The following is a 15,228-nucleotide window of genomic DNA, read 5'->3' as shown; positions in this document are numbered from 1 at the left end:
TGACGGGAGGATTCTCCGCACGGCGAGAACTTCAGATCAGCCTGATACATCGGACCTCATAACCCTGTGACCGGCGGGCACCTGCGATGTGCCCAAGCCGCCACTCTCGCCACCACACGACATTCGTTGGCGAGTGCTCCGAATACAGATTGTTAGCGCTATCCGAGCTGTCAGCAGTAACCGCCCCCGGCTTCAGGAAAGAGGTTGAGCATGCGTAGGTGGAGACGGTGGTTCACCGCGGCGTTTCTGGCTGTGATCATGGTCGCGCTGGGCGCGGTGACGCGGACGAGCGTCGCCGGCGCGGAGTCCAACGGCGGCGTGCGGGTCATGCCGCTGGGCGACTCGATCACCGAGGGCACGCAGGTCCCGGGCGGATACCGCATCGGCCTGTGGCAGCGACTGGCCTCCGGCCGGTACACGGTGGATTTCGTCGGGTCGCAGTTCAACGGACCGGCCGCCCTGGGTGATCACGACCACCAGGGGCACCCCGGCTGGCGCATCGACCAGATCGACGCGAACATCGCCGGCTGGGCGCGGACCTACAATCCGCGCACGGTGCTGCTGCACATCGGCACCAACGACATCCTGCAGAACTACAACGTGGCCGGTGCGCCCCAGCGACTGTCCACCCTGATCGACCACATAACCGCGACCGTGCCGGACGCGGACGTGTTCGTCGCCACCATCATCCCGCTGTCGTCGGCGAGCCAGGAGGCCGCCGCCCGCACCTTCAACGCGGCCATCCCCGGCATCGTGCAGAACAAGGTGAACAGCGGCAAGCGCGTCCATCTGGTCGACATGCACAGCAAGCTGACCACGTCCGACCTGATCGACGGCATCCACCCCACCGCCGGCGGCTACGACAAGATGGCCGCCGCCTGGTACGCGGCACTCCAGTCGGTCTCCGGCAGCATCGGCCAGCCCGGCGTCCCCAGCCCGACGCCCTCGTCCGCGCCGGTGAGCGCGATCCGCGGCGTGGGTTCCGGCAGATGCCTGGACGTCGCCAACGTCTCACAGGCCAACGGCGCGCAGGTGCAGATCTGGGACTGCAACGGGCAGACCAACCAGCGCTGGACACAGACCGACGCGGGTGAGTTGCGGGTGTACGGAAACAAGTGCCTGGACGTGGCCAACCTGGGCACCGCCGATGGCGCGCAGGTGCAGATCTGGGACTGCAACGGGCAGAGCAACCAGAAGTGGCGCTTCAACAGCGACGGCAGCATCACCGCCGTCGGCGCGAACAAGTGCCTGGACGTCCCCAACTACTCCACCGCCAACGGGGTCAAACTCCAGATCTGGTCCTGCAACGGCGCCGCCAACCAGCGCTGGACCCGCGTCTGATCCGCATCCCTGGCGCATGGGCCTGCTCATCGTGAGGGCGACCAGAGCCTGGTTGAAAGCCTCTTCTGGACCAGGGTCTGGTCGCCGGCCGTGGTGTCGGACCGCCGCCTCATTCGTGGCTCTCGGCCCCGCGGTGGCCTCGTGCCGGGCCTCTGGCCTGCCCGTCACGCAGGATGAGAACCGCCGCGAGCAGGGAGAGCACGCAGGCGGACCAGAAGACGGCGGGCAGGCCGGCCAGGGTGGCGAGCAGGCCGGCGGTGGCGGCGCCCAGGGGCATGGCGCCCATGCCGATCAGGCGGCAGGTGGCGTTCACCCGGCCGAGCAGCCCTTCGGGGATGAGCCGCTGACGCAGCGAGACGGAGACGACGTTGGTGACGGCGTTGGCCGCGCCGATGCCCGCCGCGGCGGGGAAGACCGCCAGGGGAGAGGGCAGGAGAAGGGGCACCACCAGCAGCAGCGCGTTGAGCAGTGTGACGCCCACCAGGGCGCCGTTCTCGCCGGTCAGGCGGGTGAGTGAGCCGGAGAGCACCGAACCGGCCAGCGCGCCGGCGGCCAGGGTCGCCGCCAGCAGGCCGTACTGGGCGGGGGTGAGACCCACCCGGGAGCCGTCGCCGGTCACCCAGAGCACGAAGACCGCGAAGTAGGCGCCGTAGGCGAGGTTGAGCACGCCGGAGTAGGCGGCCAGGGCACGCAGAGCGCGGTGTCCCCACAGGTGGCGCATGCCGTCGGCGATGTCGGCGCGCAGCGCCTGGGCGGGGGCGGCCTCCGGGCGGAACCGGCCGCGCATGCCGAGCAGCAGCAGCGCGCCGGCCGCGTACAGCAGGGCGGCCGTGCCGAACACGGCGGTGGTGGCGACGCCGACCAGCAGGCCCGCGAGCGGGGCGCCGAGGAAGTGGTTGCCGAGGGTCTGGGTGGCGACGAGCCGCCCGTTGGCCGCGCCCAGCCGGTCGCCGGTCACGGCCATCGGCAGTGCCGACTGGGCCGAGGTGTCGGCGAACACCTCGGCGGCGCCGGCCAGCAGCACCGCCGCCACCAGCACCGGCAGGCTCAGCAGGTCCAGCCAGGCGGCGGCGGCCGTCGCGGCCAGTACGGCGGCGCGGGACCAGCCCGCCAGGACCATGATCCGGCGCCGGTCCAGGCGGTCGGCGATCGCGCCCGCGTGCAGGGCCAGCAGCAGCCACGGCAGCGTCGTCGCGGCGCTGACCAGCGCCACCTGTGCCGGTGAGCGAGTGAGGGAGACCGCGAGCAGGGGGACGCCGACGAGCAGGACGCCGTCGGCCAGGTTCGACAGGCCGGACGCCGCCCACAGGTGATGAAACGAGCGCCCCAGCCCCGGACGGCCCGCGTTTCCCCCGGCCCGCTGTTTCGGCGCTTCGTTCGCCGTGCTGCTCGTCGCCTGTCGTTCCGCGGGCCGGTCACGGTCGGAGAGGTCCGTCGCTCCCCGTCGTTCCGTCGGCTCGTCCTCGGCGGTGGCCGCCGCCCGCTGTGCCGACGTGCTGTTCCCGTCCGTTCGCATGGTCTCCCTCTCATCGGCCAGTGGGGGCGAGCAGATCGGCGAAGACCCCGATCGCCCGGTCGACGGCGTCGGTGCTGACCCCCGCGTGGGTCACCGCCCGGATCCGCCCGTGCCCCAGCTCCTCCACCCGGACGCCTCTGCGCCGGGCGGCCGCGATGAACGACCGGGTGGTGTAGCGCTCGTCGCGGACCCGGAAGAACACCATGTTCGTGATCGGCGGGCCGGGGTTCAGCCGTACGCCGGGCAGCCGTGCCAGTCCGCGGGCGAGGCGGGCGGCCTTCTCGTGGTCCTCGGCCAGCCTGCCGGTCATCTCGGTGAGGGCGATGATGCCGCAGGCCGCGATCATGCCCGCCTGCCGCATGCCGCCGCCGAGCATCTTCCGCATCCGCCTGGCCTGGGCGATGATCGCCCGATCGCCCACCAGTACCGATCCGATCGGCGCGCACAGGCCCTTGGACAGGCAGATCTGCACGGTGTCGGCGTAGAAGGCGATCTCCGCGGGGGTGATGCCCAGCGCGACCGAGGCGTTGAAGATGCGCGCCCCGTCCAGATGCAGCGCCACGCCGTGCGAGCGGGTCAGCTGGGCCACCTCGGCGAGGTAGTCGAGCTGGAGCGGCAGGCCGCCGCACCGGTTCTGCGGCGTCTCCAGGCTGACCAGCGCCGGAGGGGCGATCTGCGGGTCGGCGCGGTCGACGGTGCACGCCTCGGCGATGTCCTCCAGGCTGATAGTCCCGTCGGGCAGGTTGGCGAGCGGCTCGTAGACGATGCCGCCGCACATCGAGGCCCCCCCGGCCTCGTAGACGTACAGGTCGGACTCGTGGCCGACGATCGCCTTGCCGCCGCGCGGGCAGTGCGCGAGCAGCGCGGCGAGGTTGGCCATGGTACCGCTCGGCATCAGGCAGCCCGCGGCCTTGCCGAGCAGGTTGGCCGCCAGCCGTTCCAGCTTGGCCACCGTCGGGTCCTCGCCGTAGACGTCGTCGCCCAGCGGCGCGTTCGCGGCGGCCTCCAGCATCGCGGGGGTGGGCAGCGTGAAGGTGTCGCTGCGCAGCTCGATCTCGCCGCCGTCGTTCTCTCCGGCGACCAGGTGGGGGGTGTCCAGCACGCTCGTCATGGGATTTCCAATCGGGGGAGTTCTGGGTACGAAGGCAGGGGCCGCTCGGGAAAGCCGGTGAACGCCCGGAAGCCGAGGACGGACAGGGACAGCCAGGGACGACCGGGGGCGGAGGTTCAGGAGAACGAGGTCCGGTACTGCTGGCGGGGAATCTCGATCGGCGGAAACTCGTGGAACAGCACCGGCCGCAGGTGGCCGAGCGCGGTCTTCAGCGCCTCGTCCAGCTCGCGATGGCCGGGCGCGTGCGCGATCACATAGCCCAGCCGGTCATAGCTGCTGCGGGCCGGCCGCACCTCGGAACCCCGCGGCGCGGTGACGGCCACCGTGTCGACACCCGGCACGGCACCGGCCTCCCGCATCCCGGCCACCTCCCGCAGGACGGTCCTCCCCCGCCCGGCCACGGCGTGGTCGGGGGGCAGCAGGAAGGCGATCCCCGCCGGGGCGAACCGCTCGGGCAGCGGCAACTGGTCCAGGCCGACCGCGGCCCGCAGGTGGGCGTCGAGCAGGTCGAAGTCACCCGCCCGCGCGATGACCTCGGGGATCATGCCCCCCGCGGGGCGGGCGTTGATCTCCACCACGTACGCGTGGCCGTCGATGAGTTTCATCTCGATGTGGGCGGCACCGTGGGTGACACCGACGGCGGCCAGCGCGCGGAACGCGGTCTCGACGAGGATTCGGGTCTCGTCCGCCGGAAGCGGCGCGGGGAAGACGTGCCCGCGCTCCACGAAGTGCGGCGGCGCCGTCACCCGTTTGGCGGTGACGCCGACACAGCGGTGCGACCCGCCGGAGCCGACCGTCTCGACGCTGTACTCAGGGCCTGCCAGATAGCCCTCGATCAGCGCGGTCCTCGCGGTGGCCTGGCCCCGTACGTTGACGGCGGCCGAGGTGATCCGGCGGCAGTGGGCCGCCACCTCCCCGGGCGTGTGACAGAGCACCACGCTCAGCGAGCCGGTGTCGTCGACGGGCTTGACGACGCAGGGCAGCGCGATCCGCGACAGCGCGACCACGACCCGGGCGTCGATGTCGTCGCGGGGGCCGACCAGTTCGAAGGCGGGGGAGGGCAGCCGGGCTGCGGCCAGGATCCGGCGGGTCCGCCCCTTGTCCCGGCAGGCGGCCACGGCCTCCGGCGGGCTGCCGGGCAGCCCGAGGTCGGCGGCCAGCCGGGCGACCGCGACGGTGTAGAACTCACTGGTCGTGGTGACCCCGGCGATCTTTCCCAGGGCGCGGCGCAGCTCTGTCGCCAGGGTGGCGGGAGAGTCCGTGTCGCAGGTGACGACCCGCACTCCGGTGGCCGCCAGCCCGGTGTAGCGGGACGGGTCGGCGGTGGCCAGTACCGGGGTGAACCCCAGCGCGGCGGCCCTGGCGAAGGCCAGCATCCCGGAGCCGGTGGTGTTGGACTCGACGAAGACGAGGACGGGGTTCATGCGTACTCCCAGGCCGGGTGGAGCGTCGCGTAGGACCAGCTCACGGCGGTGTCGGTGAGCCGGATCGGTTCGGGGGCGAGCGGCGGGCGAAGGTCGGTCAGGCCGTGCGCCGCCCGGTACTCGGTGCTGTAGATGGTGTTGACGTACCGGTCGCCCCGGTCGGGGAAGATCACCACCACCGACACGTCCGGGTCGAGCCGCGAGCCGAGCCAGCGCGCCACCTGGTAGGCGGAGCCGGAGCTGTTGCCCGCGAAGACCTTCTCGTGCGAGGCGAGCTCCAGGGTGGCGGCGAAGGCCTCCCGGTCCGACAGCCAGTGGACCTCGTCGATGACCGAGAAGTCGACGTTGGCCGGGACCAGGCTGTTGCCCAGTCCGCTCTGCAGCCGCTTCGGCACGTCGGGCTGGCCGAAGATGGCGCTGCCGACGGCGTCCACGGCGACCACCCGCAGCGCGGGGTTGGTCCGGCGCAGCGCCCGCGCCGTCCCGCACAGCGAGCCGCCGCTGCCCACCGCGCCCACCAGCACGTCGACCCGGCCGATCTCCGAGATCACCTCCTCGGCGAGGCGGTCGTAGGCGGCGGGGTTGGCCGGGTTGTCGTACTGCCTGGGCCAGAACGCGCCGGGGTTGGCGGCCAGCACGGCCCGCAGCCGCTCCAGCCTGGCGCTCTGCCAGCCGTTGCCGGTCATGGCGGGCACGATGTCCAGGGTGGCGCCCAGCGCCTCCAGTTTGGCCATGGTGATCGGGTCGATCCGGGGGTCGGTGACGATGTGCACCTGGTGGCCGAGGTACGTGCCGACCAGCGCGACCCCCATGGCCAGGGTGCCCGAGGAGCTCTCCACGATCAGGCCGCCGTCGGCCAGCACCCCCTCGGCCCTGGCGGTCAGGATCGCCTGCCGGGCGACGCGGTCCTTCATTCCGTACGGGTTGGCCAGCTCCAGCTTCGCGTGGACGGTCGCCCCGCCGGTCGCGCGCAGGCGCATCAGCGGAGTACGGCCGATGGCGTCGATGGCATCAGTTCTGAGTGTCATGTCCGGCTCGTGCTCCTACAGACGATGAGGGGCCGCCCCAGCCGCTCCAGTTCCGTGAGGGCGCGGGCCAGCCGGGGACCGTGCTCGGGATCGTGCCGGGCCAGCAGGATGCCCAGGCAGGTACCGCTGTGACCGACGACCGTGCCGAGCCCGCCGACGTCGTGGCAGATCTCCTCCACCGCCGCCAGGTGGGGTTTGGGGTTGAAGGTCTGGAACAGCCGCGCGCTGGCGGTGGCGACCTGGCCCACGGCGGTCAGGTCGTGGTCGCGTACGGCGCGGGTGAGCTGGTCGAGCAGCTCGCCGTAGCGCACCGCCCAGTGAGCGGGGATCGGCTTTCTCGACCGGTTGAAGGCGACGGTGTCGACGCTCTCCCCGTCGTCGATCCCGGCGATGGTCAGCTGGGGGAGCGTGCCCATTCGCCGGTGCAGCCGCACCTGCCGGTGGAAGAACGCGGTGATTCCCGGATGCATGACCCCGTCGGACGGCTCGATCTCGGCCATCATCTGTTTCAGCAGCCGGTTGGGGAGCTTGAGGCGGAAGGCCGAGTCCACCGCGCGCGCGGTGGCGACCAGGTCGGCGGTGGAGCTGGCCATGCCCTTGCCCTCGGGGAGCGCGCTGTTGAGCATCAGCCAGCCGCCGGTGTGCACCCCGTAGTGGGACATGATCCCGGTGGCGAGGCGCCGTGCCTTGTTCTTGTGCGGCGGTGAAACGATCACCTGGTCCAGCTGGGGGTCGGGTTCGAAGGCGGCCTCCACGTACAGGTCGACGGGGAAGGTCACCAGGAAGTCCGTACCGGACCCCAGGATCCCCTGCAGCAGTTCGCCGAAGGTGCCGGGGGCGCGCCCCCGGCCGACCCCTCCGCTGCGGCCGTCGCTCTCCCGGATCGGCATCTGGATGGTCATGTCAGCTCGCCCGCCTTCGTGCCGGTGGTGTGCTCCCAGGCGTCTCGCAGCCATCGGGACCGCTCCGCGGCTCCCTGGTCGACGGCGGCCAGCCGGTCGCCGACCTGCTCCAGGAGGAGAAGGACCTGCTCGGGGCGGGTCGAGCCGGCGGTCTGCCTGCGCCACACGCCCGCCTCCGGATCCAGCAGCTCGCGTACCTCGTCCTCCGTGAGGGCCAGGGTGAAGCCGAGTCGTTCGCCCGCGGCGACCAGGTCCGCCGCCGAGAGCAGGTCGGGGGTGAGGGTGCCGGTGGGGCCGAGCCGCTCCAGGGCGGCCGAGATCCACGCGCCGACGAGCACCTGCGCGTCCCTGGCCGGCACGCGGTGCTCCAGGGTGAGGTGGTTGGCGACGGTCGAGGCGGCCATCAGCTCGTCCCGCACCACCCGGCGGGCCCGCTCCGGGTGGAACCGCACGTCCGTGACCACCCGTTCGAACAGCGCCAGCATCGTGTGACAGGTCGCGAAGAGGTCCTCCAGGAAGCGGGTGCTCTCCTTGGAGACCTCCACGAGGTTGGTGTAGCCGGTGTTGCGCTGGCCGATCATGAGGTCGTACGAGAGCCCGACCAGGTGGCCGCTCATCCCGCGGACCCGTTCCAGGATCGGGAAGTTGCGCTTGTGCGGCATCGCCGAGGAGATGCCGGCGAGCTCGTCCGGCAGGTCGATGAAGCGGCAGCTCGACCCGCTCCACCAGATCAGGTCGGTCAGGAAGCGGCTCAGCGTGGTGCCGAGCACCGACAGCTCCCCGGCCGTGCGCAGCACCCAGGCGCGGGAGGCGACCGAGGTCAGCGCGTGCGGCTGCGGGCCGTCGAAACCCAGCGCGACCGCGATCCGCCCCCGGTCCCACGGCAGCTCCAGACCGGCCATCGCCCCGGCGCCCAGCGGGCAGAGGTTGACCGCGTCGAACAGCGCCTGCAGTGACTCGGCGGCACCGGTAACCGCCTCGGCGAGCGCGGCCAGGTAGAAGCCGAAGGTCATGGTCTGCGCGGTCTGGTGCTGGGTGTACCCCGGCATGATCGACTCGGTGTGCCCGGCCGCGGTCTCCAGCGCGGCGCGGGCCAGCCTGCTCACCGCGGCCACGGTCTCCAGCAGACGTTCCCTGCCGAGCATGAGCTGGGCGCACGCCTGGATGTCGTTGCGGCTGCGGTCGACGTGCCAGGCGTGCGCGCGCTCGGGTACGTGCGCCTGGACGCACCGTTCCAGGGCGAACAGCGGATCCGACATGGCCGCCGCACGCTCGGCGCCGACCTGCTCGGGCGTCAGGTCCAGTACCGCCCGGCGGATCCGCTCGGCCGCGTCCCGGTCGAGCAGTCCCATGCGGACGTACTCACCGGTGTGGGTCAGCTCGATCCAGCGGTAGTGCCGCAGCAGGGTGCGCGTCTCCCAGTCGAACCGCTGGGTCAGGACCGCGTCGTCCAGTAGCGGCGCCGGGCCCTGTCGTATCCGTCCTGTCGGAAGCATGCATCTCACGCTGCCAGCGCGTATGGGGGGTGACCAGGAGGAATGACCGGCGATATCGGGGCGATATCCGACGATAGTCGGCATTTCCTACGTTGACGGCATCTGGTCGTCACCGGGAGGATTCACGTGAGGTCTGCACTGTTGTCCGACAGCCTGGGATTCGCTCAGCTACTGCGCACCCATCGCGACAAGGCGCGGCTGACCCAGGAGGAGCTGGCCGAACGCGCCCGCCTGAGCGTGCGCACGCTGCGCGACCTTGAGCGGGGCCGCACCCGATACCCGCACCGTACCTCGGTGCGCCGCCTGGCCGCCGCCCTTGAACTGACCGGTGAGGACCGGGTGACCTTCGAGGCGGCGCCGCCCCGCTCGCTCGGCGCCCCCGCCGTGGCACCGCCTCCGGAGTGGGGCCTGCCCTCGGTGAGCGGCACCGTCGCGCTGAGCCGGCTCCCGCTGCTGCGGGAGGTCGAGGAGGTGGTGTCGGTCGCCTCCGGTGGCGGGGAACCCGCGCTGGTGACCGTCACGGGCCCGGCCGGAGTCGGCAAGACGACCCTCGCCGTCCAGTGCGCCCACGTGCTGCGCCAGCGGATGGCGCTGGACGTGCTCTTCCTCGACCTCGGCCGGGACCGGCGCGACCCCGGCGGGCTGCGCGCCGCCGTGCGGCTGGCGCGCATCGATCGCATGACCTCCCCGGCCTCGGGCGGGCGGTGCCTGCTGCTGGTCGACGACGCCGACGGCGCGCGGGACGCCGACCGCCTGCCGCCGCTGCTGACGCTCGGCTTCACCGCCGTCGTCGTCACCGGCAGGGAACCGCTCGCGGGGCTCGCCCCGTCCAGGCACCTCACCCTCGCGCGTCTGAGGTGAGACGGTGACGAACAGCTCGACCACGGATATCCGGGTTCTGATCTGCTACTCGGAGAGGCTGCTGCGCACGGCGCTGTGCTCGATCCTCGCGGCCGAACCGGGGCTGCGCGTCGTGGGGGACGCCGGTGACGGATTCGAGGCGGTCTCCAAGGCCCGCGGCCTGCGGCCCGACGTGGCACTCGTCGACGAGCGGCTCACCGGACTCGACGGCATCCAGGTCACCGAGCGGCTCCGCGCCGACTCGCTGGCCGGCCCGGTGCGGAGCGTCATCCTGACCGAGCAGCCGGAGACCATGTTCGACGCGGTACGCGCCGGAGCCCGTGGCTTCCTGCTGCGCTCCAGCGACCAGGACGAGCTGGTGGGGGCGATCAGGGCGATCGCGCGGGGTGAGGCGTTCTTCGCGCCGCAGGTCGCCAGCAGTTTCCTGCGGCGGTTCGAGAACGGGCTGCCCTACCGCCCGCCCGAGGCCGTCAAGTCGCTCACCGAGCGCGAGCACGAGGTGCTGGTCCTGGTCGCCGACGGGCTGAACAACACCGAGATCGCGAGCAGGCTGTACGTGAGCCCGGCGACCGTCAAGTTCCACGTCTCCAACCTGCTGTGCAAGCTCAACCTCCGCGACCGCCTGCAGATGGCCGTCTTCGCACACAAGGCAGGAGTCGTGTGACCCGCCCGCCGCGCCGGGCCCGGGCAAGGGGGCCGCGTTCCCGTGGAAGGAGGAACGGCTGACCACCCGACCGGAGCCGCTGCTGGTCGTCGAGGCGGCGCCGCTGGCCCACTACGACCGGCTGGCCGTGCTGGAACGACTGGCGGACAAGGTGACCACCAGGCCCGCGGCCAGGTGGCTGCTACTGCCGGTCGAGCGGGGCGGCGCACCGCACATCGAGGACCTGCCCGCCCCCGGCATCCTCAACGCGTTGAAGGTCCCCACAAAGTGGATCGAGACGCACCGCCGTTCCAGGGCGTCGTAGTTGTTGGCCCCCCGGCAAGCGGTTCATCGGTGAGGCTCAAACCGGAGGCGCGAGTTTTTCAACGAGCGGGGTAAGCGTCTCCGCGACGCGCCGACGCCGGGCCAGGTCCACGGTCTCCTCTAGCCGGGCCGTCGGTGAGCGTGCCGTCGCGACCTTGAAGGGCTGGAAGGTGCTGACCAGGCTGCGCTGTTGCCCGCATCGAGCGACCGCGCTCGTGCAGGCGATCCTTGTGCTGCAGCTCGTGGAAGAAGGCCGCTGTTCAGGATGAAATGGCTCTTATTGTGTCGGTGGGTGCTGCGAGCATGACGGGATGATCGCGACTCCTGACGACTATTCCTGGTTCTCCCCCGAGCGCTTCCCCGGCCTGGCCGATGCCTACTGCTTCACCTACGTCCGCGGCCTGACGCCTGAGGAAGTGGTGACCCGGCTCGGCGTCCGGGTTGAAGACTGCTCTCGCGTGACGCTCGACGAGCTGATCCGGCGGCAAACCTTCGGTGCCGTCGCCGTTGGAGACTGGGTGCTCCTCGTCGAGGCCTACGGCGGGCTTGGCGTCACCGAAGAGATCATTATGCCGCTGTCAGCGGGCACTCGTCTCGTCTCCCACTTCTACCTCGACATCGATGGCATGGACTACTTCCACTGGATCGACGACGGAAAGATCCGGTTCGAGTTCGTGTACCAGGAAGGCTATTCCCACTGGATCAAGGACGGGAAGATCCAGTTCATGTTCAGGCACCATGAAAGCTACTCGGAGGAGATGCCGGACGAACTCGCAGAGACCCTGGAGCGGATCGACTCCCCCGTCTACCCGATCGCCGAACCCCACGAAGGGCCGGCGTTCCTCCTGGCCGAGCGCCTCACCGGGATCACGATGACGCCGCGACTGCTGGAGGAGTCCACTTACCTGTGCGGAGTCGTTCCCGGATCGAGATGAGCAGAACCCACCGTCCACGCCCCGCAAGTTGGCTGCGGCCGGTGGATCACTTCGCTGCAGGCTCCACCGGGGCACCGTTCTCCACGGGCCTGCCGTACCAGGCCATCAGCATGAAAAACTTCCTTCTACCAGGGGCTTCTTTATTTGTCGATCAGGTACCGCACACCACACCGCGCCCGTGACCTGCGACTTCAGGTTGAAAAAGGCTCAGTGGACTGACGAGCAACGATGCTTCTGCGTTGAGGCCGGGTCACAAGTGGCAGGAGCGAGCCAGTGGTTGGAGCTGTGGGTATTGGGCGAGGGGAGGGGATTTCCAGCTGTCCTCCCAGGTGATCTCGCTCGCCGCCGAGAGCATCTGGGACGTCGTGGGCGCCTGCCTGGAATGGTTGCGGGCCACCATGGCTCGGGGGGGTGTCCCTATGGGATTCGTCAAGCGGCCACGGGCTTTCGGGTGCCGTTCTTCCGGCGGGGTTGGTAGGGCTTGCGGTCGCGGAGCATGGCGTAGATGACGTCTGAACGGCGACGGGCGAGGCGGATCAGGGCGGCGTTGTGCTTCTTGCCCTCGGCGCGCTTCTTGTCGTAGTACTCCCTGCTTTCGGGGTCGGACAAGGACGCGAACGCGGCGAGGAACATGGCCCGTTTCAGCGCCTTGTTGCCACCTTTGGGCGGGTGTTCACCCTTGATCGAAGAACCGGAGCGGCGGGTCACCGGGGCGAGCCCGGCGTAGGCGGCGAGGTGCCCGGGGGTGGCGAAGGCGGAGATGTCGCCGATCTCCAGTAGGAGCCGTGCGGTGGTCCTGATCCCGAGCCCGGGCATGGTGATCAGGACCTTGGCGAGAGGGTGGGCATCAAGCATCGCTTCTACCTCGGCTGCGACCTGTTTGCGCTGGTCGAGCACGCTTCGTAGCGATCGCGACAGGCGCGGCAGGACGGTCTCGGCCGCGCTGGTTCCGGGAACGACGACTGTCTGGGCTTCTAGCGCGACCAGGACGTCGTCGACCATACGGCCCGCCATGCGCGGAGCCAGTGGCTGGGCGACTGTCAGGAACTGCTCGCGTCCGGCGTCCCGCGGGCCGTTCGGGCCGCCGAAGCGTGCCAGGAGCTCCAGGGCGGCGGGATGGTGCAGGCGTGGTCCAAGCGCACGCTCCAGCGCCGGGTGGATGGTGACAAGCAGTCCGCGGATCCTGTTGGTCACCCGGGTCGCCTCGGCGGCCAGGTCATCGTCGAATCCGACGAGAACCTCCAGCTCGGTGAGGGCTTCGTCGCCGGCGTCGACACGTCGAAGCGTGTGCGGCAAGGTGCGAGCGGCGTCGGCGATGATGAACGCGTCACGGGCGTCGGTCTTGGCGTTGCCGGGGTGCAGGTCAGCCAGGCGGCGCATGGTCAGGCCGGGTAGGTAGGCGACCTGGCAGCCTTCGGCGCGAGCCACAGCGACGGGCAGCGCGCCGATGGAGGCGGGTTGGTCGACCACGACGAGCACTGGCCCGTGGGTCTTGAGCTTGCCGAACAGCGCGCGCAGGCGCTGCTCGTCGGTGGGCAGGGGCCTATCGTGGAGTTTCTTGCCACGAGGGTCTAGGGCGCAGGCGTGATGTTCGCCCTTGCCCACGTCTAAGCCGACAAACACCGCATAGTCGATGCTCATGCCGATGCTCCGGTTCGGGGAGTGTTTGGCCTGGTCACAGATCTGGCGACGGCAGCCGGCATCCACGTTACGGCGAGACGATCTTCTTCGTCACAAGACAGCGCCTCGTCCCTATTAGCGGTCCACCGACGCCACCGGGCCCGGTGACAACACCCCCCGGATCATCGAAACGACAGGGGCAATCAGTCATGCCGGGCCAGGTGACCTGGCTCCCCGACTCTCATCGGGGACGATCAAAAAGGTAACGGGGACTCCGGTGAAGTTGAGGGGTATGTGACGCTAGACGCACTTGAGTCCGGATTCAATACGAGTCTCTCGAATCCGAGACAACCGCGAGCAGCCCTTGACGTCCGTACTTGAATATGAGTTCATGTTTGAGCCCGGTGGCCCACGACACATGGTGAGGGCTCGGCATCAGTCTTAGCTGCACCCCACAGGTGCCCCGGAAGGAACCCCATGTTGAGAAATCCCAAGCATCGCCTCGCGCCGCTCGTCGTCGCGGGTTCACTGGCACTCGCCGCATGCGGTGGAGAAGCCGACAGTGCCGACCGGACCCCGAGCGGGGAGGCGCAGCAGGGCGGCGCGCTGACGGTGGCCACCGAGATCGCCTGGACGACTGATCCGAACGATGCCACCACTCTCAGCAGTTGGACCGCGAGTCAGGCGATCTATGACAGGCTCGTGTACGCCCGCCCCGACGGCACTGTTGAGCCCGGGCTCGCGGAGTCCGTCGAGATGTCCGACGACGGCCGGCGCTATACGGTCAAGATGCGTCCTGGCACCACGTTCCACGACGGAACCCCTGTCGACGCGGAGGCTGTCAAGGTCAGTCTCGACCGTGTCCGGGATCCCAAGGCGCCCTCCACCAGCGCGGTCTACTTCGCATCTGTGGACACCGTCGAGGTGGTCGATGGCCGCACCGTCCAGATCAACATGAAGCGCCCGGACGTCGCCTTTCTCCGGCTCGGGCTCGGCGGCGTGGCGTCCGGGATCGTCTCGCCGACCGCTCTGAAGAAGTACGGCGACAAGATCGACCAGAATCCGGTGGGTGCTGGGCCCTTCAAGTTCGTGCGCGAGAACCCGGGCGACGAGCTGCAGCTGGAGCGGTTCGACGACTACTACGACCCCGCGCGGCCCTACCTCGACAAGGTGACCTTGAAGTTCATTCCTGACGCGCAGGCGCGGTACGCAAGCCTCACGTCGGGCGCCGTGGACGTCATCCACAACATCGACCCGAAGAGCATCAAGAGCGCCAAGGCCAACAATTCCGTCGTGATCAGCCATCCGTCGGGCTTCGGCAACAGCCTGATCTCGCTGAACAACACGCGCGCTCCGTTCGACGATGTCCGAGCACGTGAGGCGGTGTGTGCCGCCACTGACGCTGACGCGATCAATCAGGCCGTGTATCTCGGGGTCTACCGGACCGACATCAGTTCGCCGTTCGGGCCGGAGCATCCCTTCGGCCCTGCGGAGACTCCCGAGGGGCATGTGTCCTACGACCTCGACCGCGCCAAGAAGCTGGTCGAGGAACTTGGAGGACTCGATGTCACGCTGACCATCGCGTCCGTCTACAAGTCTCTAGGGGACGCCATCATGGCGCAGTGGCAAGCCGCCGGGATCGACGTCACGGGCGAGGCAGTTGAGTCGACGACGGCCATCGAGCGGGCGACGAGTCGGGAGTACGAGGCGATGCCGTATCGCTACCAGGGCGATGTCGAGCCAGATCGCAACGTCGCGAACTTCTTCGTTGAGGGCGCGTTCCTCAACACCACCGGCTATGCGGACCCGGAGGTCGGAAGGCTCGTCGCCGAGGGGCGTCAGGCGACGGACGAGTCTCGACGCAAGGAGATCTATACCCAGATCTCGGACAAGCTGGCGGAGGCGACCCCGATGTGCTGGCTCTTCTCCAACGACCTTCCCCAGGCGTGGCGCTCCTACGTCGGTGGCATCCCGGACGCCCCTGACGGCCGCACCGTGTTGCGCGATGCCTACGTGACCCAGTGACA

The 15,228-nt window shown here is 69.9% G+C and carries 13 protein-coding genes and 1 pseudogene; 7 read left to right on the top strand and 7 right to left on the bottom strand.

What is annotated here, in order from left to right; all coding sequences use genetic code 11:
• Positions 1 to 210 precede the first annotated feature (210 nt).
• Entirely contained in the window at positions 211 to 1,341 is a 1,131-nt protein-coding gene (locus AB0J58_RS25525; RefSeq protein ID WP_364219717.1) for a lectin, read from the top strand.
• A 109-nt stretch (positions 1,342 to 1,450) separates the two neighbouring features.
• Here the strand turns inward: AB0J58_RS25525 and AB0J58_RS25520 are convergent, their stop codons facing one another.
• From AB0J58_RS25520 to AB0J58_RS25495, 6 genes are all read right to left on the bottom strand, one after another.
• Entirely contained in the window at positions 1,451 to 2,857 is a 1,407-nt protein-coding gene (locus AB0J58_RS25520) for an MFS transporter (protein ID WP_364219714.1), read from the bottom strand.
• A 10-nt stretch (positions 2,858 to 2,867) separates the two neighbouring features.
• Positions 2,868 to 3,968, bottom strand: coding sequence for a GntG family PLP-dependent aldolase (locus AB0J58_RS25515; protein WP_364219711.1), 1,101 nt, complete (start codon positions 3,966 to 3,968; stop codon positions 2,868 to 2,870).
• A gap of 116 nt (positions 3,969 to 4,084) precedes the next feature.
• On the bottom strand, positions 4,085 to 5,392 hold the full coding sequence (locus AB0J58_RS25510) for an ATP-grasp domain-containing protein (protein ID WP_364219708.1): 1,308 nt from the start codon (positions 5,390 to 5,392) through the stop codon (positions 4,085 to 4,087).
• On the bottom strand, positions 5,389 to 6,420 hold the full coding sequence (locus AB0J58_RS25505; protein WP_364219705.1) for a cysteine synthase family protein: 1,032 nt from the start codon (positions 6,418 to 6,420) through the stop codon (positions 5,389 to 5,391). The genes AB0J58_RS25510 and AB0J58_RS25505 overlap by 4 nt, the downstream gene beginning before the upstream one ends.
• Positions 6,417 to 7,322: a hypothetical protein gene (locus tag AB0J58_RS25500; RefSeq protein WP_343976945.1), complete on the bottom strand. Its 906-nt coding sequence runs from the start codon at positions 7,320 to 7,322 to the stop codon at positions 6,417 to 6,419. Before AB0J58_RS25500 ends, AB0J58_RS25505 begins: the two co-directional genes overlap by 4 nt.
• Positions 7,319 to 8,818 (bottom strand): lyase family protein, encoded by a 1,500-nt coding sequence (locus tag AB0J58_RS25495; RefSeq protein ID WP_364219702.1) that lies wholly within the window; start codon positions 8,816 to 8,818, stop codon positions 7,319 to 7,321. Before AB0J58_RS25495 ends, AB0J58_RS25500 begins: the two co-directional genes overlap by 4 nt.
• A 126-nt stretch (positions 8,819 to 8,944) precedes the next feature.
• Here AB0J58_RS25495 and AB0J58_RS25490 point away from each other — a divergent pair, with 126 nt between their 5' ends.
• The 5 genes and pseudogenes from AB0J58_RS25490 (at position 8,945) to AB0J58_RS25470 (ending at position 11,581) form a co-directional block, all read left to right on the top strand.
• A complete protein-coding gene (locus AB0J58_RS25490) occupies positions 8,945 to 9,679 on the top strand; it encodes a helix-turn-helix domain-containing protein (protein ID WP_364219699.1) in 735 nt (244 codons plus the stop codon).
• Between the two features lie 4 nt (positions 9,680 to 9,683).
• A complete protein-coding gene (locus AB0J58_RS25485; protein ID WP_364219696.1) occupies positions 9,684 to 10,343 on the top strand; it encodes a response regulator transcription factor in 660 nt (219 codons plus the stop codon).
• 127 nt (positions 10,344 to 10,470) lie between these two features.
• Positions 10,471 to 10,647, top strand: coding sequence for a hypothetical protein (locus AB0J58_RS25480; protein WP_364219693.1), 177 nt, complete (start codon positions 10,471 to 10,473; stop codon positions 10,645 to 10,647).
• A gap of 124 nt (positions 10,648 to 10,771) precedes the next feature.
• Positions 10,772 to 10,915 (top strand): annotated as a pseudogene (locus tag AB0J58_RS25475) (IS5/IS1182 family transposase); the annotation flags it as partial.
• Positions 10,916 to 10,957: 42 nt separating this feature from the next.
• Positions 10,958 to 11,581: a DUF6461 domain-containing protein gene (locus AB0J58_RS25470; protein ID WP_364219690.1), complete on the top strand. Its 624-nt coding sequence runs from the start codon at positions 10,958 to 10,960 to the stop codon at positions 11,579 to 11,581.
• 429 nt (positions 11,582 to 12,010) lie between these two features.
• On the opposite strand, the gene AB0J58_RS25465 is transcribed toward AB0J58_RS25470, so the two are convergent.
• The gene (locus AB0J58_RS25465; RefSeq protein WP_364219687.1) at positions 12,011 to 13,222 is read right to left on the bottom strand and encodes an IS110 family transposase; all 1,212 of its coding nucleotides are present in this window, start codon (positions 13,220 to 13,222) and stop codon (positions 12,011 to 12,013) included.
• Between the two features lie 456 nt (positions 13,223 to 13,678).
• Here AB0J58_RS25465 and AB0J58_RS25460 point away from each other — a divergent pair, with 456 nt between their 5' ends.
• Positions 13,679 to 15,226 carry an ABC transporter substrate-binding protein gene (locus AB0J58_RS25460; RefSeq protein WP_364219684.1) on the top strand — a complete coding sequence of 516 codons (1,548 nt, stop codon included), beginning with the start codon at positions 13,679 to 13,681 and terminating at the stop codon, positions 15,224 to 15,226.
• Positions 15,227 to 15,228: the final 2 nt, after the last annotated feature.

It is taken from the genome of Streptosporangium sp. NPDC049644 (assembly GCF_040675205.1).
Classification (GTDB): Bacteria; Actinomycetota; Actinomycetes; order Streptosporangiales; family Streptosporangiaceae; genus Streptosporangium; species Streptosporangium fukuiense.
The sequence above is the reverse complement of the archived record's forward strand: the minus strand, read 5'-3'. Positions and strand labels throughout refer to the sequence as shown.